Source organism: Halopseudomonas laoshanensis (genome assembly GCF_008365385.1).
In the GTDB taxonomy this organism is placed as follows: Bacteria; Pseudomonadota; Gammaproteobacteria; order Pseudomonadales; family Pseudomonadaceae; genus Halopseudomonas; species Halopseudomonas laoshanensis.
Genome location: NZ_QOVF01000001.1, coordinates 1,089,896 through 1,111,018 on the forward strand (window position 1 = coordinate 1,089,896; position 21,123 = coordinate 1,111,018).

17 protein-coding genes and 1 pseudogene are annotated in these 21,123 nt (G+C 57.4%); 11 read left to right on the forward strand and 7 right to left on the reverse strand.

The window, feature by feature from the left end:
• Positions 1-109 precede the first annotated feature (109 nt).
• Positions 110-280 carry a hypothetical protein gene (locus DT594_RS18930; RefSeq protein ID WP_178091421.1) on the forward strand — a complete coding sequence of 57 codons (171 nt, stop codon included), beginning with the start codon at positions 110-112 and terminating at the stop codon, positions 278-280.
• A gap of 74 nt (positions 281-354) precedes the next feature.
• Here the strand turns inward: DT594_RS18930 and DT594_RS05005 are convergent, their stop codons facing one another.
• Entirely contained in the window at positions 355-954 is a 600-nt protein-coding gene (locus DT594_RS05005; protein WP_149331629.1) for a polyadenylate binding domain-containing protein, read from the reverse strand.
• Between the two features lie 162 nt (positions 955-1,116).
• On the reverse strand, positions 1,117-3,039 hold the full coding sequence (locus tag DT594_RS05010) for a methyl-accepting chemotaxis protein (protein ID WP_149331630.1): 1,923 nt from the start codon (positions 3,037-3,039) through the stop codon (positions 1,117-1,119).
• Between the two features lie 150 nt (positions 3,040-3,189).
• On the opposite strand from DT594_RS05010, the pseudogene ypfJ reads away from it, so the two are divergent.
• Positions 3,190-4,088 (forward strand): annotated as a pseudogene (gene ypfJ / locus DT594_RS05015) (KPN_02809 family neutral zinc metallopeptidase).
• Here ypfJ and DT594_RS05020 read toward each other — a convergent pair.
• From DT594_RS05020 to DT594_RS05030, 3 genes are all read right to left on the reverse strand, one after another.
• On the reverse strand, positions 4,085-6,256 hold the full coding sequence (locus tag DT594_RS05020) for a putative bifunctional diguanylate cyclase/phosphodiesterase (protein ID WP_246164549.1): 2,172 nt from the start codon (positions 6,254-6,256) through the stop codon (positions 4,085-4,087). The pseudogene ypfJ and the gene DT594_RS05020 sit on opposite strands and share 4 nt — an antisense overlap.
• Positions 6,257-6,404: 148 nt before the next feature.
• On the reverse strand, positions 6,405-8,717 hold the full coding sequence (locus DT594_RS05025) for an ATP-dependent DNA helicase (protein ID WP_149331631.1): 2,313 nt from the start codon (positions 8,715-8,717) through the stop codon (positions 6,405-6,407).
• Complete coding sequence (locus tag DT594_RS05030) at positions 8,714-10,360, reverse strand: VRR-NUC domain-containing protein (protein ID WP_149331632.1); 1,647 nt, start codon at positions 10,358-10,360, stop codon at positions 8,714-8,716. The genes DT594_RS05025 and DT594_RS05030 overlap by 4 nt, the downstream gene beginning before the upstream one ends.
• 176 nt (positions 10,361-10,536) lie before the next feature.
• Between DT594_RS05030 and DT594_RS05035 the strand changes: the two genes are divergently transcribed.
• Together DT594_RS05035 and DT594_RS05040 are read left to right on the forward strand one after the other, a co-directional pair.
• Complete coding sequence (locus DT594_RS05035) at positions 10,537-11,559, forward strand: Lnb N-terminal periplasmic domain-containing protein (RefSeq protein WP_246164550.1); 1,023 nt, start codon at positions 10,537-10,539, stop codon at positions 11,557-11,559.
• Between the two features lie 38 nt (positions 11,560-11,597).
• Positions 11,598-11,975, forward strand: coding sequence for a hypothetical protein (locus DT594_RS05040; RefSeq protein WP_149331633.1), 378 nt, complete (start codon positions 11,598-11,600; stop codon positions 11,973-11,975).
• 25 nt (positions 11,976-12,000) lie between these two features.
• On the opposite strand, the gene DT594_RS05045 is transcribed toward DT594_RS05040, so the two are convergent.
• Positions 12,001-13,062, reverse strand: coding sequence for an AI-2E family transporter (locus DT594_RS05045; RefSeq protein ID WP_149331634.1), 1,062 nt, complete (start codon positions 13,060-13,062; stop codon positions 12,001-12,003).
• Positions 13,063-13,176: 114 nt separating this feature from the next.
• Positions 13,177-14,832, reverse strand: a complete 1,656-nt coding sequence (locus DT594_RS05050) for a long-chain fatty acid--CoA ligase (protein WP_149331635.1) — start codon at positions 14,830-14,832, stop codon at positions 13,177-13,179.
• A 137-nt stretch (positions 14,833-14,969) separates the two neighbouring features.
• Here DT594_RS05050 and DT594_RS05055 point away from each other — a divergent pair, with 137 nt between their 5' ends.
• The 7 genes from DT594_RS05055 to DT594_RS05085 all read left to right on the forward strand — a co-directional run bounded on the left by DT594_RS05055 (position 14,970) and on the right by DT594_RS05085 (position 21,120).
• On the forward strand, positions 14,970-15,314 hold the full coding sequence (locus tag DT594_RS05055) for a hypothetical protein (protein WP_149331636.1): 345 nt from the start codon (positions 14,970-14,972) through the stop codon (positions 15,312-15,314).
• A 52-nt stretch (positions 15,315-15,366) separates the two neighbouring features.
• Positions 15,367-16,038: a CopM family metallochaperone gene (gene copM / locus DT594_RS05060; RefSeq protein WP_149331637.1), complete on the forward strand. Its 672-nt coding sequence runs from the start codon at positions 15,367-15,369 to the stop codon at positions 16,036-16,038.
• Positions 16,039-16,137: 99 nt separating this feature from the next.
• Entirely contained in the window at positions 16,138-16,581 is a 444-nt protein-coding gene (locus DT594_RS05065) for a nucleoside deaminase (protein WP_149331638.1), read from the forward strand.
• A 68-nt stretch (positions 16,582-16,649) separates the two neighbouring features.
• The gene (locus DT594_RS05070) at positions 16,650-17,159 is read left to right on the forward strand and encodes a TRAP transporter small permease subunit (protein ID WP_149331639.1); all 510 of its coding nucleotides are present in this window, start codon (positions 16,650-16,652) and stop codon (positions 17,157-17,159) included.
• Positions 17,156-18,481, forward strand: coding sequence for a TRAP transporter large permease (locus tag DT594_RS05075; RefSeq protein ID WP_149331640.1), 1,326 nt, complete (start codon positions 17,156-17,158; stop codon positions 18,479-18,481). The genes DT594_RS05070 and DT594_RS05075 overlap by 4 nt, the downstream gene beginning before the upstream one ends.
• A 129-nt stretch (positions 18,482-18,610) precedes the next feature.
• Positions 18,611-19,660, forward strand: a complete 1,050-nt coding sequence (locus tag DT594_RS05080) for a TRAP transporter substrate-binding protein (RefSeq protein ID WP_149331641.1) — start codon at positions 18,611-18,613, stop codon at positions 19,658-19,660.
• Between the two features lie 86 nt (positions 19,661-19,746).
• Entirely contained in the window at positions 19,747-21,120 is a 1,374-nt protein-coding gene (locus tag DT594_RS05085; protein ID WP_149331642.1) for a glutamine synthetase family protein, read from the forward strand.
• Positions 21,121-21,123: the final 3 nt, after the last annotated feature.

Consider the following 21,123-nt stretch of genomic DNA (forward strand, 5'->3'; position numbering starts at 1 on the left):
ATTGAGATATCGACGTTCCAACCCCCCAAACTGTCAATTAAAATCGAACTTGCCGTCAGTTGTTGTATCTCATCAAGTAGGCCATCCCATTTTCGGCCTCGGAGAGATAATGATGAGCAATGAACAGAAATTGCCTGGCGAAAAGGGCATCCCCGATGAGAAATTCCCCGGTAAGGATCAAGAGAAGGATCTGGAAGGCCCGGTGGAAGGTGATGATCTGGACGTGATCGACGCCGAGAAGATTGGCGAGAACATGGAGGAGGTCGAGCGCGGTAGATAAGCTGCTCAGCCGGTCCTGAAACGAGAAAACCCGCACTTGGCGGGTTTTCTGCTATCTGGGCTTTGGCTTGCTGCTCAGTAGCGCTCTGAACGCTGCTGGCGAATGCCGCCGCCGTAGTTGCGGTTGTGATTCTCTCGCGGGCTCTTCTGGTAATACTGGCGCTTGGGTTGCTGGGTAATGCGCTCGCGGTTCTGGCTCCAGGTCTCACGCATCTGAATGCGCTGTGAACGATTCTGCCGATGCTGAGCACTGTAGTCCGGGCGCTGGTATTGCTCATAGCGCTGATGATTGGGGCGCTGATGCTGTGGCCGGGGATCACGGTACTTGTTGTAGTACTTGGGCTGCTGTGAGTATTTGGGATGCTGATAGTGCTGCGGCCGTTGCTGATGGTATTTTGGCTGCTGATGCTGATGGCCCGGATAATAATTGTATTGCTGCACCTGGTGCGGCTGTGTGTAGATCCGCGAACCCTGGCTGTATATCTGGCGGTGCGGCTGTTGCACCACGATCACCCGCGGCTGCGATTGATAGGCCTGTGGATGCTGGACGTACACACCCTGTTTATACCCACCGTGATGCGCAGACTCACGCGGGCTGGCGTAGGGGTTGTTGGCGCAAGCACTGAGCACCAAGGTTGAAATGCCCACAAGGGCGACACTACGGAGTATGTTCATCTGGCTGTCTCGCTTCGGTCAGACCGCGTGATTACCGGCGTCTGATGCATCCTGCAGCGCGGGGATTATTCATATGACCGCAAAACGAACATAAAAACTGCATTGTAAATGTAACTTTACACAGATTTACTCTGCGTTTGCTTCCGCACCACCGCCAGGTGATTACACCTTGTAGTATGCCAACAGCGTACGCAATTGCTCGGCCAGCTGTGTCAGATTCTGGCTGGCATCCCGAGTCTGAGCGACCAGTTCCCCGTTCTTGAGCGCTTCATCACTGATGCGCAGCACATTGCGGTTGATCTCTTCGGCGACCTGACTTTGCTCCTCGGCCGCACTGGCAATCTCGGTATTGACCTGATTAATGCGCGAGACTGCGCTCATCACATCCGCGAACGCAGTGCCAGCGCCCTGAGCTGCAGAAGCGTTATTGACTGCCAGATTGCGATTTTCAGCCATCATGGAAGAAGAGCGCGCGACTCCCTGCTGCACGCGTTCGATCATGCCGCGAATCTGTTCGGTAGATGCCTGTGTGCGCTTGGCTAGTGACCGTACTTCATCGGCGACAACCGCAAAACCACGACCCTGTTCGCCGGCACGAGCGGCTTCAATTGCCGCATTGAGCGCAAGTAGATTGGTCTGGCCGGCAATGTTCACAATCACCTCAAGCACCGAACCTATGTCATCGCTGGCTGATGCAAGCTCTTCCATGACGGCCATGGAAGCCGAAATTTCCTCGGCCTGATTCTGAATACTGCTAATCGTTTTTGTCAGCGTATCCTTGCCGTCTAGCGCTTGAGCGCTGGCTTGATTGGCGGCGTCTTCTCCGGTTGCGGCGCTTTGCGCCACACTTTGCGCAGTAAGGCTCATCTCATGCATGGCCGTTGCGACCATTTCGGTTTCCCGGTTCTGCACGCTGATCGACTTGCTGGACTGCTCTGCAACCTGGGCCAACTCATTGGCCTGCTGCAGAAGCGTGCTGGATGAGGCCAAAGCCTCGCGGATGGTATGTTGAATGCGATCGAGCAGTCGATCGAACGCCCGGGCCAAGATGCCGAACTCATCTTTGTTGAGACTGTTGAAGCGCACGGTCAGATCACCATTGCCATCGGCAATCTCCTCAATGGCTTTGATATTGGCGTTCAAGGGGCGCGCAACCATCAGGTTCATGAGCGCGCCGATGCAGATGGCAAGCACTATCCCGCCGAGGATGATCATGGCAGCAACGGAGAGAGAACTGGCTATGACCTGTTCGCGGATTTCCGCTATTGAATGGCCGGTGATGATTTCATAGCCCCAGGGAGCGAAAGATCGCTGCTCGATATGCCAGTCGCCACTGTTGCCTTGCAATGCGTCGCTGATCTGAACGTCAGTCAAATGGTCAGAATGCATTCTGATGTTGCCTTGCGGATCGCGCAGAGCGACAAATCCGGTTTCGAGAATGCGCGCCGTAGAGATGGCCTCGGAAAGCGCACTCAGGTCAGCCGAGTAGCCGACATACCAGATACCTATTGTGCGCCCGCGTGCATCCTTGATCGGCTCATAGCCGGTGAGGTAGGGCTGGCCCAATATGTCGACTTGACCGTAAAAGGCTTGGTCAGAGAGCACCGCCTTGATTGCGGCGCCGTTCGGATCAAGCTGGGTGCCGATTGCCCGCTGGCCATCGCGCAGCACATTGGTGGAGACGCGGATGAAATCATCGCCTTGCCTGGAAAACAGCGTAGCGGTGCCACCCATGATCGCCGTCACGCCGTCTACCAGATCGAAGTTGTTGGCCTGCTCAATACCACCCAGCAGCAATTGCGGGGCAGAAGCGGCGCCCACACTCAGGTTGCCGGCCAGCTCCGCCTCGCCAAGCTGGGTACCGCGTTGAATCAGCAGTTGCATGCTGTTCTTGACGCGTTCACTCATGATGGAATTGGTGAGGCTGAGAAGCCTGACCAATTCTTCCTGACGGCTGGATGCTTCCGACTGCGCCAGACTGCTGATCTTGTCACTTTGCGTAGCGGAACTGAGAATGACTGCGCCGACGACAAAAACCAGCAGCAGGCAGGTCAGGGTAAGAACAAATTTCTTTTGAAGTGTCATGAGTCATCCATGTCTGACAATGCACCAGGCATCATGAATATCGAGTATAGGCGGCAAAAGCCAGGGCATGCTTATACACGTAACGTGCCGATTTGAATAACAGGCTATGATTCAATCATTACAGCATGGTTTATAACCTGGGGAATAAAAATGGATTGGCGTGGTCGGCGGCAGAGCCGCAATGTGGAAGATAGACGTGGCCAGCCAATGCGCGGAGCCGGTGGTGCCGGCGGCGTGCTGTTGCTACTCAGGTTCCTGCCCATGATGTTGCGCAGCAAAATAGGGCGCGTGGTGCTGGTATTGGGCGTATTGGTGTTTTTTGGCGCACGCCTGCTCGGTATTGACCTGCTTCAGGTCATTGACGGTGGCGCGCCAACCCCGCTCAGCCCACTCAGGAATTTACCCCGCAGGAACAGGAGTTGGCCGAGTTTGTTTCCGTAGTGCTGGCGGATACCGAGGATACCTGGAACAACATTTTTGCCGCCTCCGGCGAGCGCTACCAGGAACCACGTCTGGTGCTGTTTTCCAACCGCGTAAATTCAGCCTGCGGTACGGCCAGTTCTGCCGTGGGGCCTTTCTATTGCCCGGCAGACAATCAGGTGTACCTGGACCTGGTGTTCTTCCGTGACCTCAAGTCTCAGCTAGGTGCGCCGGGCGATTTTGCCCAGGCCTATGTGATTGCCCATGAAGTGGGTCACCTTGTGCAGAATCTGATGGGTATCAGCCAGAAGGTGCGTGCTGCCGGTGCTGGCAAGAGCTCGGCTCAGGTCAATGAGCTGTCTGTGCGCCAGGAGTTGCAGGCCGATTGCTTTGCCGGTGTGTGGGGTCACAACGCAGATAACCAGCAGTTGCTTGACGAGGGCGATCTGGAAGAGGCGTTGACTGCGGCGTCGGCGATTGGCGATGACCGCCTGCAACGCCGAGGTGGCGGCGATGTGGTGCCAGACAGCTTTACCCACGGCACGTCCGAGCAACGCATGACCTGGTTCAAGCGCGGATTTGCCAGCGGCGATGTGAGCCAGTGCGATAGCTTTAGTACGCAGATTTAGATTAGATCTGCATCGGTAGAAGCAGGGTTTAGCTGGTTGATGAGCGAGCAAAGGTCAGTGAAATTCATGGGTTTTGCGAACAGGTAGCCTTGCAGCTCATCACACTGGTTTTTTACCAGGAAGTCGCGCTGGCCTTCTCTTTCTACACCTTCTGCGGTGATACGCAGGTTTAAATGGTGAGCCATTGAAATAATGCCCTGACAGATCGCCGCATCCTGCGCATTATGGTCGATTCCCTTTATGAAGCTTCGATCAATTTTGATCTTGTTGATGGGCAACACCTTCAGATAGTTCATGCTCGAGAACCCGACCCCAAAATCGTCAATGGCCAGCTTCACGCCCATATTTTTCAACTGATGCAAGGTATCCAGCGCCCTATCGGCGTGATCCATTAGCACGGTCTCGGTAATTTCCAGCTCCAACTGATCAGCTCGCAACCGGTGCTTGTCCAGCGCAGCTTGAATGGTAGGTACGAAGCTGGCGCGCAGTAGATGAGTGGATGAAATGTTGACCGCAATACAGGGAAGTGCGATTCCGGCATCAGTTAGCTCCCGTAGATGTCGGCAGGCGGTGTCGAGTACCCACAGCGTAAGCGGAATGATTTGTCCGGTTGTCTCTGCGATGGGGATGAAATAGGCCGGCGATACCGGGCCGCGAACAGGGTGCGACCAACGCAGTAGTGCTTCGGCTCCCGCTACTTTGCGCGTCCCACTGTCGACTTGCGGTTGATAGTGCAGCTCCAGGGCATGCGTATCGATCGCGTGCTGCAGATCATTGCGCAGCTGGGTCATTTCATATTCCTGTTGCGACAGGCCTCGGGTATACCAGGATGCGTTATTACGACCCTCCTGTTTGGCTTGGTACATTGCCGCGTCGGCTTGCCGGATTAACTGCAGCGGTTGCTCAATGTCCCCGTCACTCATCACAACGCCGACGCTGGCAGTCACGCGCAAATCGATTGTGTCGATCTGATAAGGATCCGCAATATCCGCAAGCAAACGTTCGGCAATAGTGGATACCGCGTGTTCGTTGGCCACCCCTGGAAGTATCACGATAAATTCGTCGCCGCCCATTCGCGCAACTGTATCTCCTGGTCGAACTATGGCGAGCATGCGTTTAGCGACCTCTACCAGCACTTGATCACCAAGGTAATGGCTGAAATTGTCATTGATCGGTTTGAAGCCATCGAGGTCAATTAGCATGACGGCCAAATGGCCCCCGGCTTGCTGAGCATCCAGGCAGGCCTGCTTCAACCTTTCTTCCAGCAATGGTCTGTTCGGCAAACCGGTCAGGCTGTCGTGCGTGGCCTGGAAAACCAGTTCCGCCTGAAAGCGCCGAGCCTCGTTATGGCTGGCATCCGCTTTCCGGGCAGCGGCGAGGGTTGCGCGGAGATTGAAGCGAGTGATGTAAGCAAACACCAGCAAGCCAAGAATGAGTATTGGAAATAACCACATCAGCATGGTGTCACCGGGCTGCGGAGGCTCCCAGCGCAGGGTGATAGGTTCACCATTCATGACATCAAGCCGGAGCGCTGGTGGTGCATTGGCATCATCGCTATCGTTTGCCACGCGCAGTTGGCTTATACCGAAGCTTTCTCCTGCAGCCGCCAACTTCGCGGGCCCGAGCCGGTCGACCATTACCAGAACAGAACCTGGACCGGGCATTTCTTTGACATAAGGGTCGCCGCCGCTGGTAAATGCTGCTGTGGCAATCATCATCGGATGGCCCTGATCAGCAATTACAGCAAACGCGACTTCCTCATCCTCGGCCAGCTGGCGGGCTTCCGCCAGCAGACTAACCACATCTTGCTTGAGCCAATTGTCGAGCGTAAGGTCCTGCCGTAGTTCGCCGTCAATGACCGCATAAGTAGTGATGTTGTTGCCGTTGACTACGAACAGGCCTTCATATTCGAAACTCTCAAACATGTGAGCGCCGAGGTTGTTACGGGTATAAGCCCAATCCACATCGATGTCGCCGTTCATGCGCTCATAGGCATCGCCCCAGAACGCATAGTCACCCATCACTGTCATTATGGAGTCGGAGCGCAGTTCAACAGCCTTTTCGACATAAAAAAGGGTTTGCTCGCGGCTGCTGCTGTTGAGCTGTAGCGCAACCACTACCAATGCCAAGCCACCGATGAAAAACAGCCCGAATAACAAACCAGACATACACATAATTGACTGGCGGATATATCGCTGATGGGTAGTAAGAGGTTCTGGGTAGGAAGGGGATAGTGGCATTGACAGTTCCTGACAGCTTCAAATGGTGGAATACCGCTGAACTGCCTATCACTACTGCAGTGATGTCATTATGACACTATAGCTTTTTATTTTCTGTATGCATCGGACGAACTGCAGGTTTTGACAGTCTGTGCACTTCCGGTTGCCACCATCGCGGCAGCAACTCCCGAACCGCCCTTTGGTTATACCTATCGTCGAGTAGGTACACCACGCCTTGATCCTCGGTGGTACGAATTACCCGACCAGCAGCCTGCACGACCTTTTGCAGGCCGGGGTACAGGTAGGTGTAGTCATAACCGTTGCCAAACATCGCCTCCATGCGATTGCGGATCTCTTCGTTGATCGGATTGATCTGGGGCAGCCCCAAGGTCGCTATAAAGGCGCCAATCAGCCGGTCCCCGGGCAGGTCGATACCTTCACCAAAGGCGCCGCCCAGCACGGCAAAACCAATGCCCTGCGAAGCCAGATGGAAGCGCGAAAGGAAATACGAGCGCTCGACTTCATTCATGCTGCGCGACTGCGCCCACACTGGAATATGCGGGTAGTCCCTGGCGAACTGGTCCATTGCTTGCTGCAGGTAAGCGTAGCTGCTGAAAAACGCCAGATAATTCCCCGGTCGGCGCTGGAACTGGTCGGCCATCAACTGAGCAATAGGTTGCAGGCTGGATTGGCGATGCAGGTAGCGGGTAGACAGGTTGCTGACGCTGAGCACTTCCAGCTGCTCGGCGGCAAAGGGCGATTCCACATCAATCCATTGAGTGCCCTCGGGCAGACCCAGCAGGTCGGCGTAGTAATTGGCCGGGCTCAGAGTGGCGGAAAACAGTGTGGTGCTGTGCGCTGCATTGAAACGCTGAGCCAGGAAGGGCGCAGGCACTACGTTGCGCAGGCACAGAATCGAGGTGGTGCACAGGCTGCTTTCTTCATCGCGAGTAATGTCGAACAGCGAGTGCGGGCCGTAGGCCTCGGCCAGCCGGCAGAACAGCATGGCCTGCAGATAGAATTCCAGCAGCAGCGTATGGTTGCCGGTGGGCTGGTCGGTCAGGTGATCGGTGATGGCGCTGACGCATTTCTGCAGCGCCACAACAAACAGATCGGCCACCGCCGGATACACCTGGTAGGGCATGATCTGATCCCGGTGCAACTGCTCCCAGTGCCGGCTGACCCGCTCCAGCGCACCCTTGACCCGGCCCGGTACGATGCGGCTCAGAGCGTGCAAGTCTTCCTGTACCAGTTCCGCGGTATACATGCTGCGGCCACGTTCGATCAGGTTATGCGCTTCATCCACCAGCAGCGTCACGCGCCAACCGTTCAGTTGGGTCAGGCCGTAGAGCAGGGCGTTCATGTCGAAGTAGTAGTTGTAATCGCAGACCACCACATCGGACCAGCGGCACAGCTCCTGGCTCAGATAATAGGGGCAGATCTGATGCGCGAGCGCCACCTGCCGCACCGCTGACTGGTCCAGCCAGTTCAGCTCCACGGCGGCCTGCCGTGCTGCCGGCAGCCGATCAAAAAAGCCCTGGGCCAGTGGGCAGGAATCACCGTGGCAGGACCTGTCCGGATACTCGCAAGCCTTGCTGCGCGCTACATGTTCAAGTACCCGCAACGGCATCGCCGGCTCCTGACTGCGCAGTACCTCCAGGGCATCCAGCCCCAGTTTGCGGCCCGGCGTTTTCGCGGTGAGAAAGAATAGCCGATCGAGTTTCTGCTCCGGGAAGCTTTTCAGTTGAGGAAATAAGGTGCCCAGCGTTTTGCCTATCCCGGTGGTGGCCTGGGCCATCAGGCTGTAACCGTCGCGGGCGGCGCGGTATACATTTTCTGCCAGTTGGCGCTGGCCGCGGCGAAAGTCGGGGTAGGGAAAGCGCAACTTTTCCAGGCTCTGATCGCGAGCGCTGCGATGTGCCGTTTCCTGCTCGGCCCAGGCGACGAAGCGGCTGCACAGCAGGTCGAAGAAAGCTTTCAGGTCCGCGGCGCTGTGCTCTTCGTGAAACACGCTTTCCTGTTGGGTGATGACGTTGAAATACACCACCGCCAGGTTAATCTCGGTCAGCTCCTGGGCGCTGCACAGCAACCAGCCGTATACCTTGGCCTGGGCCCAATGCAACAGCCGGTGGTTTTGCGGAATGCGCGAAATGTCGCCGCGGTGGGTTTTGATCTCCTCCAGCAGATTCTGCTCGGGATCATAACCATCAGCACGGCCTGCCACCAGCAATCCGGGGTATTCACCGCTCAGGGGCAATTCGGCTATATAGCCGGCCGCGCGTCGGGACACTACCGTATGGTGCCCGGTAATCCCTTCCTGGGCCGTGGGCGACGGGGTGAATCGCAGGTCCAGGTCACCTTCCTTGGCCGTGAATTCGCACAGGGCGCGCACCGCAACGCGATAACTCATGTGTTGGCCCATTGCACGTAGCAGACGTCCACCGGCATGGCGTGCTGAGCGCATACCGCCAGCCAGCGGCGCTGGTTGTCCTGTAGCCGATCACCGGGGCCTTTGACCTCGATCATGCGGTAGCGCTGCTCTGCGGGCCAGAACTGGATCAGATCCGGCATGCCGGTGCGATTGGCGCGAATGTCTGCCAGCAGCCGGTCGAACCAGATGTGCAGATGCGCTGCTGGCAGGCAATGCAGGGCCTGATCCAACAGTGCCTGATCAAGCAAGCCCCAGAACACGAAGGGTGATTGAATGCCGTACTTGTCCTGCCAGGTGCGACGGATCACGTTGTGATAGTCGCCGGAGCTTAACTGCGCGAAGCAGTTATCGAACAGCTCGGCACGTCGCAGCCGAAATTCCGGCTCGTGCAGGTCTACCGGGCCGCTGTGAAACGGATGGAAAAAGGCGCCGGGCAAAGGAGCAAAAATGGCTTCCCAGCAGAGCAGGCCGAACAGACTGTTGATCAGCCCGTTCTCTACATAGTGCACCGGGGCGTCGTCGCTATGCAGATGTTCGCGCACGCGGTATTCAACGCTGGACGCTTGGCTCTGCTCGCGTGGTAACAGCAGATCGATTCTGCCGGCAGGCGGTTCAGGCCTCGCTGCCGGCCTTGGCTGTCCGGTTTTGGCGGCCAGGCGCTTGATCGCCCGCTCGACCAGTTGCAGCTCGGTATCGCTTTCCGGCGTTTGCCTGGCGGCCAGCGCGAGCGCATGGGCGGCGTGGTAGTCGTGCTGCTTTTCCAGGGTGCGAATCAGCCGTTGCCGGGCGCCCGGATGACCACAGCGCTGGTAGGCCGCGACAGCTTCGGGCAAACGCTCCTCTCGCTCCAGCTGCCGAGCTAGCTTGAACAGCAGCCGATTGTGGCGCGAGTTCAAGTAGGCGCTGGTCGGCTCGAAGCCACTCAATTGCGCCAGAATCGCCTCTATCGGCTCATCAGCGTCAAAAGCTGCCCGGCATTGCCATAGATACAGGTATTGCTCCACCTCGGCGCGGCTAGCAAAGCCCCGCGATTCCTCAGCAATCGGCACCTGCTCATAGCGGAATATGCCCAGGTCAGCCAAGACGAACTCTGCCCAGCTTTGCTCCAGATTACCGAAGAACAGCAGACGCAGGCGCTCGCAGAGCGCATTGATAGTCAGGCTGTAGACGAGGTCGTCGACCAGCGGACACCACTGCTGGAAGGTTTTCGGTGCGGGCTGATCGCTGCTCAGTAACGGCAGCAGATCGGCCTTACTCGGGCTGCGCGGCCCAGCCGGCAGATCGAAGGCACGCAGGGCCTCGGCTTTACGCAGCAGCGCGAGCACCTCATACAGGTGCAGTTCAACGTCCGGGCGCACCCAGCCAGTATTGCAAAGCGGTGTTGCTGCCTGGTGTATATCACCGATCTCGGCGTAGTGGAGTTTACTGGCACGAAAGTGCTCACCCTTGCGCATGACCATTCTCACCAGCAACGCCTGGCTTGGCTGCGGCAACTGCTGAAATTCGCGAATAAACCCCAGCTCTTCGGCGCTCAGCAGATCGGCATAGCGCGCCTGCACCCAGAGCAGGGCGGTGAGAAAGTTCTGCAGGTAATAAAACGAAGGGATGTTGGGTTCGGCCATGGCGTGTATTCTACTAGCTATTCATACAGTAGTCTGCCTGGCTGTTCTACGAGCTTCAAGCACGGTAGTGCGAATACCGGAAACTCGCCCGTGCATGGCAATCAGAGTAAAGTGACTGAATAACATTTGTTCACCCAACCCGAGCACCATTTGCTGAATTGCCTGAGGTAACCCCATTGCTCACCCTGTTGTTTCTGACCAGCCTGGCGATTCTCCTGAGCAGCCTCTGGGCTGTACTGGCGCTCTGGTTTCAGGCGCCAGGGAGCACAGTGGCGCGGCAGGGGCTGATGATCGGTTGGAGCGTTGCGGTCGTGGCGTTGCTGATACTGCTATGGCAGGGCTGGATATGGCAAAGCCTGGTGATTTATGTGGTGATGTTCGTGTTGCTGCGCAGGTGGTGGGCCAGCCTCAAGCCCTCGAATGACCGCGATTGGGCCGACGATCTGGCGCGCACCACGCATGGCACCATTCAGGGTGATCTGGTCACGCTACACAATGTACGCAACTTCAATTGGCGAACCGAAGACGATTACGACATTTGCTGGGAAACCCGCGAGTACGATCTGAGCCGCCTGCATTCCGTGGATATGACGACCTCCTACTGGGGCTTGCCGGCGATTGCCCACGTGCTGCTGTCCTTCGGATTCGACAATGGTGACTTCGTCGTGTTTTCCGTTGAGATACGCAAGGAACGCAAGGAGCTGTTTTCGGAAATTGGCGGTTTTTTCAAAAAGTTCGAGCTGAGTATCGTCGCTACCGACGAGCGCGATGCCCTGCGGGTACGTACCAATGTGCGCGGTGAAGATGCCTACCTCTATCATACGCGGCTGACTGACGTGACCGCCCGGCAGCTGTTCGTCTCCTTTGTGGAGGAGGCCAACAAGCTTGCCACTACGCCGCGTTTTTATCACAGCATCACTGCCAATTGCACCACGCTGGTTTTCAATATGCTGCGGCGCATCATCGGTGGGTTGCCACTCGATGTGCGGCTGCTGCTCTCAGGCTATTTGCCGGCCTACGTACAAAAACATCGGGGTTTGCAGCTGGATTACAGCTTGAAGACGCTCAAGCAGCGCGGGCGCATCACCCAGAGCGCGATCGCGGCTGACCAGGCCGAAGACTTTTCATGGCGTATCCGCCAGGGCATCCCCGGGTGGGAGCCGGAAACTTTGCCCAGTGGGCAGGCTCCAATCAAATAACTGCACTGAACAGCAACCTGAATAGAGAGCTACTGCCCATGTCTAAAATGTCACTCTGGCTGCTGGCGGGCTTTATGCTGCTGCCTGTCAATGGCAGTGCCCAGGAGGCGCCCCAGGTGTCTGATGATCCCATGCAGATCGTTGGCGATCCTGAGCTTGAAGCGGGTGAACGAATCAGGCGCGCCATTGCACTACTCAATGGCATGGCCGACAGCCGTGAAAACGGTGGCGCTCAGGAGGATGCAGATCAGTTGCGTAGCGCGGCTTATATTCTCGGCCAGGCGCCAGACAATGGTGAAGCTTCAGAGCTGGCCGCGCAGGCGGTGATGGCGGCCGAACAGGGGGCGCTGGAAGAGGCACTGATATTGGCGGAAAGTGCCGCTGCGCTGTCTCCCTCCTGGGCCCCACCCAACTAGGATTTCTCAGTTACCCGCGGCTCGCTCAGTCGTGCAGGCGCTTGACGGAATCACTCATGAGGATGCCGGCCCAGCGCGTCTCGGGTGAGGAGTCCAGTGCCAGCTTGGCGATCATCGTCAATGGCACGGCCAACAACATGCCTATTGGTCCGAACACGTAACCCCAGATCAGCAGCGACACCAGTACGATGAGCGGAGAAATTCCCAGACTGGTACCCATCAAGCGCGGCTCGATAATACTGCCAATGGCGGTGTTGACGGCGACATACAGGGCGAGCACCAGCAGGCCCTCGACAATGCCCATGCCCATAAAGGCGATGATCACCGCTGGGATAGCCGCGATGATTGAGCCGATGGTCGGGATGAAGTTCAGTAGCCCGGCGACAATCCCCCAGAGCACCGCAAAGTCCACGCCCATAAAGGCCAGACCACCCCCGATGATGACCCCGGTGGCGGTGCTGGCGGCGGTTTTTATCAACAGATAACGGTACACCGAGCGCAGAAAGCGACGTGCCCTGACCCGGGCTCGCCGGCGGCTGGGGAAGGCCGCGTTGAGTTTGTCCGACAGGTAGCGCTCTTCGAGCAACAGGAACATGAACGCCAGCAGCACCAGCAGCGTGCTGGCAGTAAATTGCCCAAGTCCGCCGGCGACGCCCCGCGCTATTCCGGTAATGGTCGCGGTCGCAGGTAAGGGCAGGGTGCTGGGTAACAATTCCCGGGGCAGGCCACGCGCGGCAAGCATCTCGCGCAGCTCAATCAGCCAGCCGTTGAACCGGGCCTGGTACAGGGGCGCCTGGGAGGCCATGCTTTCGGCTGCGTCCTTCAGGGCCAGAAACAGCAGGAAGAAGGTCAAACCTACGACCGAGAACAACACGAGTACTGCCACCGGTCCTGGCAACTTGTGCCGTTGCATCCAATTTAACGGCGGCGCACAAATAATTGCCAGAAAGGCGGCAAGCAAAAAGGGTGTGACGATATGCCCGATCGCCTTGAGCCCGCCCAGTACAATAACCAAAGCGGCGGCACCAAGGAGCCATTGGACGCCGGAGGAAACGCCTTTAAGGGGAGCAGGGGTCAAGGAATGCATGGGTGGCCTGTAGACAAGGTAACGTGCGCTACCGGCACAAGGGCCGGTAGCAATGCGTCATCATAATGGGTATCGGCGCCGGACTGTAGCGCCTGGAAGGGAAATTAAGCGCTTTTAACTATCCGCCCATTCCTGTTCCTGTAGCGTGCGCCAGAGAATCTTGCCGGTAGGCGACTTGGGCAAGGCGTCGGTGAAGGTTACCTGCTTGGGGCACTTGTAGGCCGACATGTTGGCCTGACACCAATTGATGATTTCTTCCTCGGTGGCCTGCTGCCCTGCGGCCAGCACAATAACCGCCTTGGTGGTCTCACCACGCCGGGTGTCCGGGGCTGAAATCACGCAGACTTCCTGTACCGCCGGGTGGCCGTAGAGCAGGGATTCAACTTCCGCCGGCCAGACCTTGAAGCCGGCAGCGTTGATCATGCGTTTGACCCGGTCAACCAGAAAGAAATAGCCCTCTTCGTCGTAGTAGCCCAGATCGCCGGTGCGGAAAAAGCGCTTGCCCTGCAGCTCGACAAAAGCTTCTTCGGTGGCCTCGGGGCGCTTCCAGTAACCCTGGAACAGTTGCTCGCCCTGAACCACGATCTCGCCGGTAACATCCGGGCCGACTTCTTCCAGCGTATCGAGATTGATCACGCGCGAATCCACGCCGATGATCGGGATGCCCAGGCACTGCGGTTTGGGCGCATGGTATGGGTTCATATGGGTGGCGCTGATGGTTTCCGACAGGCCGTAACCTTCGGCATATTCCAGCCCGGTTTTGAGCCTGAGCTTCTCTGCAACCGCCAGGGGCATGGCTGCACCGCCGCCGCCGATGGCTTTGAGGCTAGTGATGTTGTATTGATCGATATCCGGATCCGAGAGCAGGTCCACGACCATGGTAGAAATATTACGCCAGCTGGTGATGCCGTGGTTCTCGATCAGCTGCGCCGCGACCTTGCGATCCCAGCGGGTCATGACCACCTGAGTGCCACCGATAAAGATCGAGCTGTTCATGCACACCTGCATGCCGGTGACGTGGAACATCGGCACGGAGACCAATTGCACACTGTTGTGCTGAGCGTTACCCCAGACCGAGCAATAAACCGTGGTCGCCATCACACTGTGATGTGTATGCACGCAGCCTTTAGGGTTGCCGGTGGTGCCGGAGCTGTAAGGAATTACACAAAGATCATCCGGGCCGGCGGTCAAGGGGCCGGGGGCATGATTGGCAGCCAGCGCCTGTTGCCAGTCGGTCACTCCCGGTAGCGCGGGTATGGACGGGGGCAGCTTGACTGCGTCGGGCAAATCAATGCTGGTTGGCTCACGGACATATTCGCTGTAGGCGCTGGTAATCACTTCACGCAGGCCACGCTGGCCGACAAGCGGGGCAATATTGTCCAGCAGCTCAAGACCACAGAGCGCGACCTCAGACTCGGTATCTTCCAGAAGGTATTCCAGCTCGGCTTTGCGGTTCATCGGGTTGACCGGGATGACCACGGCGTTGGCGCGCAGGATGGCGTAAAAGCCGATGACAAACTGCGGGCTGTTCTGCATATACAGCAACACCCGATCACCGGCCTTGACGCCTGCCTGCTGGAGGTAGCCTGCCAGGGCCTGCGCCTGCTGGTCTAACTCTCTATAGGTCAGGGTAGAGCCGTAATAGATGATCGCAGGGTGATCCGGGTAACGCAGCGCCGATACGGTGAGGTTACTGTAGAGGGAGGTTTGCGGCAGTTCCAGATCATGCGGAACGGAAACGGGCCATACGGCGTAATGGCGGTCGAACATGGAGTGAGGTTCCTCTCTTGTTGTGGCTGCAGCCGCTCTCGGGCTCTGCTGAATATGCGCTGAAAAAAGATTCTGTGAAAGATTTCTGGCTGACGCGGATCAATCCTTGCGCAGCCAATCAGCGTTATACTTGATTCATGACTCGCCGACTGTCGCTACCATTACTCTTTCTGTTGTTAATTGTTACTCCGATCCTGCCCGGATGGATGGCGGTTGCCCACGAAGCTGCTCAACCACTACCCGTGCAGGGTGAGCATCCTGCCGATCATCTGGCACACACTAACCCCCAGTCAGCCCTCCAGTCGCACGGCGAATGCGCGATGCAGATGGACGGCGCCTGTGTGCAGTTATGCGCGTTCAGTGCGGTGCTGAGCAATCTCGCGCTACCGGCCCTGACGGGCGCACGCGGTTATAATGCCGGCGCTGTTCCGGCGCCCGATACTCCCTACCTGGCACCCCCTTTCCAGCCGCCGAAGGCCTGATGTCTCATCCGATTTAATGTGATGTAATTAATCAGATAGCTGGAGCAAGCCCATGAATATAAAGATGGTTTATATGCTGACAATATTGTTGCCTGGGATGGTTGCTGGCCAAATGGTAAGCGCTGATACCTCGCGTGAGCACGCCGACCACGGTGCACACTCGGAGCAAATCAATCCAAACCCCTTTGCCGCGGCAAATGCCGATATGATGCTGGCGATGCATAACCTGGTGCCCACGGGTGACGTCGATTACGACTTTATGCGCGGCATGATTCCGCATCATCAGGGCGCCATCGATATGGCCAAGGCGATGCTGGAGCAGGGCGGCGATGAGCAGATGCTTGCACTCGCACGGCAAATTCTCGACGCTCAGGAAGCCGAGATCACGCAGATGCAGACCTGGTTGAAAGAGCATGGAGAACCTCGCCCCGGCGAGCAGGCACAGGACATTATTGCCGCCTGGCAGCGCATTGATCAGCGGATGATGGCGGAGATGCAGCTGACCACATCCGGCAGTACCGCAGGCGATTTCGCCCAGGGCATGATCCCGCATCATGTGGCCGCAGTGGATATGGCCTATGTGCTTCTCGCTCACAGCAACCACCCCGGTTTGCGGTCCATGGCCAAGGCGGTGATTCGCGAACAGGAGCGGGAAATCAGAGAGCTCAAAGCCTGGGAGGACAGGGCCGGCCACCCGCCGCTAGACGCGCATTCAGAGCACTAACTCACATCACCAGGACAACGGCCCCGGTACTGCTGGACAAGGGTATTGCCGGGGCTTAGTTTTGACCTGCCGCTTCCCTCAACCTGGAGAATCAGAAACATGGATCCTTTTATGCGCGCGACCATCGATGAGGCCCGTGCGGGCTTGGCCGAGGGCGGAATACCGATCGGCTCGGTGCTGGTTCACAACGGCAAGATCATCGGCCATGGGCATAACCGCCGGGTTCAGCATGGCAGTGCCATTTTGCATGGCGAAATGGATGCGCTGGAGAACGCCGGGCGGTTGCCGGCCTCGGTTTATAGCGAATCGGTGCTCTATACCACCCTGTCGCCCTGCGCGATGTGCAGTGGCGCTATTCTGCTGTATGGCATTCCCAAGGTGGTTATTGGCGAGAACCAAACTTTTATGGGTGAAGAACAGCTGCTGCGTGAGCGCGGCGTGGTTGTCGAGGTAAAGCAGGACGCCGAATGCATAGCACTGATGCGCGAGTTTATTCAGGCGAGCCCGGAACTCTGGAATGAGGACATAGGCGAGGAGGGATAGGTATTTATTAGCGTTAACTGAAAGCTCGTCTATATTTTTGTAATACGTTCTTTACGACGAGTTGCTTCATGCCCAGGACGATTCGGATGTTCGTGCAAGCAGTGGATGCTATGAACCGGTTTATTGGCCGGTGCGCGATGTATCTTATTTTCGTCATGATGGCCGTGTTGTTGTACTCCTCGATCAGCAAAACCTTCTTCAATCCCTCGATCTGGACCCTGGAAGTCGCGCAATTTTTGATGGTCGCCTACTTCCTGCTGGGCGGCGCCTATTCAATGCAGCTGGATGGCCATGTGCGCATGGACCTGCTGTACAGCAAATGGTCACCCCGGACCAAAGGCGCGGTGGATGCGGTCACCGTGCTGCTGCTGATCTTCTACCTGTTCTGGCTGCTGTATGGCGGCATTTCTTCCACCCAGTATGCGTTGCAATACAACGAAACCAGCTATTCAGCCTGGTCGCCACGCATGGCGCCGATCAAGATCATCATGTGCATTGGTGTCGCGATGATGATCCTGCAGGCGCTGGCCACGCTGTGTCGCGATATTGCCGAGGCGCGGGGGGCTCCGCTGGAATGAGCTACAACGTCATAGCGCTGTTGATGTTCTCCAGCATGATGCTGCTGTTGTTGACCGGTAAGCGGGTATTCGGCGCTATCGGTTTTGTCGCAGTGGCCGCGGCCTTGTTGCTGTGGGGCGATGGTGGCTCGGAAATCGCCTTCAGTGCGGCTATGAAGTTGATGAAATGGTACCCGCTGCTGACGCTACCGTTGTTCGTTTATATGGGCTACATGCTCTCCGAATCAGGGTTGGCCGAGGACCTGTATCGCATGTTTCATGTGTGGATGGGTCCGGTTCACGGCGGCCTGGCGATCGGCACCATCGGTTTGATGGTGGCTATCTCGGCGATGAACGGCTTGAGCGTGGCAGGCATGGCGATTGGCGCCAGTATTGCGTTACCCGAGCTCCTGCGCCGCGGCTACGACAAGATCATGGTCACCGGGGTGATCCAGGCCGGCAGCTCGCTGGGGATTCTGATTCCACCCAGTGTGGTGCTGGTGCTCTACGGCATGATTGCCCGCCAGCCGGTCGGCCAGTTGTGGTTGGCGGGGGTGTTTCCCGGGCTGATGATGGCCGGCCTGTTTGTACTGTATATCGCCATTCGCTGCCGCCTGCAGCCGCAGCTGGGGCCGGCGCTGCCGGAAGAAGAGCGGCGGCAGATTACCCGCGCAGACAAGTTCAAGTTGCTGCAGGCGGGCATCATTCCGGTGTTCATCTTTTTCTCCATGACCGGGCTGTTTCTGCTCGGCTACACAAGTCTGGTCGAGAGCTCTGCTGTGGGTGCTGCCGCGGCCACTTTGGCGGCTTTGCTGAAAGGTCGGCTGACGCGCAAGGTTATGGAAGAGACACTGCGCAAAACGCTGGCGATCAGTTGCATGTTTATGTGGATCATCCTGGCGGCGCTGTGTTTTGGCGCCGTGTTCGACGGTCTGGGCGCGGTGCGCGCAATCGAGTCGCTGTTTCTCGACAATCTGGGTTTAGGCCCCTGGCAGGTGCTGATATTGATGCAGCTGTCCTTCATCGTCATGGGCATGTTCCTGGACGATACGGCGATGTTGGTGATTGTCGCGCCGCTGTATATCCCGTTGGTGGGCGCGCTGGGTTTCGACCTGATCTGGTACGGCGTGCTTTATACCATCACCTGTCAGATCGCCTATATGACACCACCTTTTGGTTACAACCTGTTCCTGATGCGGGCCATGGCGCCGCCAGAGGTGACGCTGCGTGACATATACGTATCGGTTACGCCCTTCGTGCTGATCATGGTCCTGGCCTTGATCCTGGTGATGATATTCCCGCAGATTGCGCTGTGGTTGCCGGAGCTGCACTACGCCCAGTAGCCAGGTTTATCGAACTAAGAGCTGGCTCCGCTTGAGTCGGCTTCAAGGAACACTGCTCCGACCATGCTGGCCGTTGCAGGGTAATGCGGTTGTTGGAATACAAAATCGACATTAAAGGGAGTGACCAGCATGAGTTCAAGACGCAACTTTCTAAAGAACGCGGCTATCGGAGCGGTAGGCGCCTCAACGCTGGGCAGTGCACATATCTACGCCCAGGAAAGCAAAAAGATCACCTGGCGGCTGCAGACTTATGCCGGTCCGGCGTTGGCCGAGCACGTGATCAAACCGTCAATTGACGCCTTCAACAAGGCCGCCAATGGCGAAATGGAAATCGAACTGTATTTTGCCGATCAGCTAGTGCCCACCGGCGAGCTGTTCCGAGCGATGCAGCGTGGCACTATCGATGCGGTGCAGAGCGATGATGATTCGATTGCCGCGCCGGTGGATGTGTCGGTATTTGGCGGCTATTTTCCTTTCGCTTCGCGTTACAGCCTGGATATTCCGGTGCTGTTCGAGAAGTATGGCCTGAAGGAAATCTGGGAAGAGGCTTATGGTGAAGTGGAAGGTGTGACCTGGTTGGGCGCCGGGGCCTGGGACCCGTGCAACTTCGCCACGGTGAAGCCAATCAACTCGCTGGAGGATCTCAAGGGCAAGCGCATCTTTACCTTCCCGACGGCAGGCAAATTTCTCTCGCGTTTCGGCGTGGTGCCGGTGACTTTGCCATGGGAAGACGTGGAAGTGGCGATGCAAACCGGTGAGCTCGACGGGATCGCCTGGTCCGGCATTACCGAGGACTACACCGTAGGCTGGGCGAATGTGACCAACTACTTCCTGACCAATAATATCTCCGGCGCCTGGTGTGGCTCCTACTTCGCCAACGAAGAAAAATGGAACGAGGTGCCGGAGCATCTGAAAACCCTGTTCCGCCTGTGCATGGACAGCTCGAACTATTACCGGCAGCACTGGTATTGGGGCGGCGAAGCTGATCTGCGGGTGAACGGCAGCAAGTTGCAGCTGACCACAATACCCGATGCCGAATGGGCTACAGTTGAACAGGAGGCCATGAAGTTCTGGGACGAAATCGCCAAGACCAGCCCCCGCTGCGCCAAGGTGGTAGAGATTTTCAAGCAGTACAACGCGCTGATGGCCAAAGCGGGCACGCCTTACCGCTGTGCTTGAGTGGTTTGCTTTGGGATGTGGGAGCGTCCACCGGCGCTCCCACAAGCTGGACACGATACCGGATAAAAGCTGCGCTGGAGATTCAAATGCTCAAACCGCGGGAAGTAAAAACCGTCGAGGATGCCAGACGCATTGTCGAGGAGCGTGGCATCAGCCACGTCAAGGTCGGGCTGTTCGATAATGATGGTGTGATGCGCGGCAAATATATGAGCCGCGAGAAGTTCTTTTCTTCGCTTGATGATGGCTTTGCTTTTTGCGACGTGGTGCTGGGCTGGGACGTCAAGGATCAGCTGTACGACAACGCCAGTTACACCGGCTGGCACACCGGTTACCCGGACGCGCCGGTACGCATTCTTCCCGCCAGTTGCCGGGATATTCCCTTTGAAGACGGCATGCTGCTGTTTCTTGCTGAATTTGACAAGCAAGCCGAAGCGGTCTGCCCGCGCGGTACCTTGCGCCGCGTGATCGAGCGCTGCCAGGAGATGGGTTTCGAACCCTATGCGGCGCTGGAATACGAGTTTTTCATGTTCAACGAAACACCTGAATCGGCCCGGGCCAAGGGTTTTCGCGACCTGATTCCCTATACCCCGGACTGGTTCGGTTATTCGATGATCCGCAACTCGGTACACGCTGAGCTGTATCACCAGATTCTCGACATGTCCGAGGCCATGGACTTTCCGATCGAAGGCCTGCACACCGAAACCGGCCCCGGCGTATTGGAAGCAGCAATAGCGGTGGATCGAGCCGAAGCGGCTGCAGACAAGGCGGCGCTGTTCAAGACGTTCATGAAAGTCCTGGCCCAGCGTCAAGGCATGATGGCGACTTTCATGGCCAAATGGTCTGGCAAGTATCCGGGCCAGAGCGGCCATATTCACGTTTCATTGAGAGATAAAAAGACAGATAAATCAGCGTTCTATGACGCAAATGAAAAGCACTGCATGAGCAAGATACAGCGGCATTTTCTCGCCGGCCAGCAGCGCTTGATGCCGGAAATGCTGTGCATGGTGGCGCCGACGTTGAATAGCTACCGGCGGATGATCCCGGGTTTCTGGGCGCCGACGGATGCGACCTGGGGCGTGGAAAATCGCACCGCCGCGTTGCGCGTGATCCCCGGTAGTGACAAATCTCAGCGCCAGGAGTATCGCTTGGGCGCTGCGGACGGTAACCCGTATCTGGCTCTCTCGGTGGCGTTGGCGTCGGGCCTGTACGGGATCATGCATGAATGGGAACCCGGTGAGCCGGTGGAGGGCAACGCCTATGACATCAAACATCCACCTGAACTGGCCCTGCCCAGAACGCTGTGGGACGCGGCGCAGCGGTTGCGTGCATCGGATGCGGCGCGCGAGCTGTTTGGCGATGCCTTTGTCGAACATTTCGCTGCCAGCCGCGAGTGGGAAGAGCGCGAATATCGCCGGCATGTAAGCGATTGGGAGCTGGATCGGTATTTTGAAATTATCTGATTT

Excerpts from the sequence above, each read along its gene's own strand:
- DT594_RS18930 (WP_178091421.1), top strand. The coding sequence starts at position 110 with ATGATGAGCAATGAACAGAAATTGCCTGGCGAAAAGGGCATCCCCGAT.
- DT594_RS05005 (WP_149331629.1), bottom strand. The coding sequence starts at position 954 with ATGAACATACTCCGTAGTGTCGCCCTTGTGGGCATTTCAACCTTGGTG.
- DT594_RS05010 (WP_149331630.1), bottom strand. The coding sequence starts at position 3,039 with ATGACACTTCAAAAGAAATTTGTTCTTACCCTGACCTGCCTGCTGCTG.
- DT594_RS05020 (WP_246164549.1), bottom strand. The coding sequence starts at position 6,256 with ATGTCTGGTTTGTTATTCGGGCTGTTTTTCATCGGTGGCTTGGCATTG.
- DT594_RS05025 (WP_149331631.1), bottom strand. The coding sequence starts at position 8,717 with ATGAGTTATCGCGTTGCGGTGCGCGCCCTGTGCGAATTCACGGCCAAG.
- DT594_RS05030 (WP_149331632.1), bottom strand. The coding sequence starts at position 10,360 with ATGGCCGAACCCAACATCCCTTCGTTTTATTACCTGCAGAACTTTCTC.
- DT594_RS05040 (WP_149331633.1), top strand. The coding sequence starts at position 11,598 with ATGTCTAAAATGTCACTCTGGCTGCTGGCGGGCTTTATGCTGCTGCCT.
- DT594_RS05045 (WP_149331634.1), bottom strand. The coding sequence starts at position 13,062 with ATGCATTCCTTGACCCCTGCTCCCCTTAAAGGCGTTTCCTCCGGCGTC.
- DT594_RS05050 (WP_149331635.1), bottom strand. The coding sequence starts at position 14,832 with ATGTTCGACCGCCATTACGCCGTATGGCCCGTTTCCGTTCCGCATGAT.
- DT594_RS05055 (WP_149331636.1), top strand. The coding sequence starts at position 14,970 with ATGACTCGCCGACTGTCGCTACCATTACTCTTTCTGTTGTTAATTGTT.
- copM (WP_149331637.1), top strand. The coding sequence starts at position 15,367 with ATGAATATAAAGATGGTTTATATGCTGACAATATTGTTGCCTGGGATG.
- DT594_RS05065 (WP_149331638.1), top strand. The coding sequence starts at position 16,138 with ATGGATCCTTTTATGCGCGCGACCATCGATGAGGCCCGTGCGGGCTTG.
- DT594_RS05070 (WP_149331639.1), top strand. The coding sequence starts at position 16,650 with ATGCCCAGGACGATTCGGATGTTCGTGCAAGCAGTGGATGCTATGAAC.
- DT594_RS05075 (WP_149331640.1), top strand. The coding sequence starts at position 17,156 with ATGAGCTACAACGTCATAGCGCTGTTGATGTTCTCCAGCATGATGCTG.
- DT594_RS05080 (WP_149331641.1), top strand. The coding sequence starts at position 18,611 with ATGAGTTCAAGACGCAACTTTCTAAAGAACGCGGCTATCGGAGCGGTA.
- DT594_RS05085 (WP_149331642.1), top strand. The coding sequence starts at position 19,747 with ATGCTCAAACCGCGGGAAGTAAAAACCGTCGAGGATGCCAGACGCATT.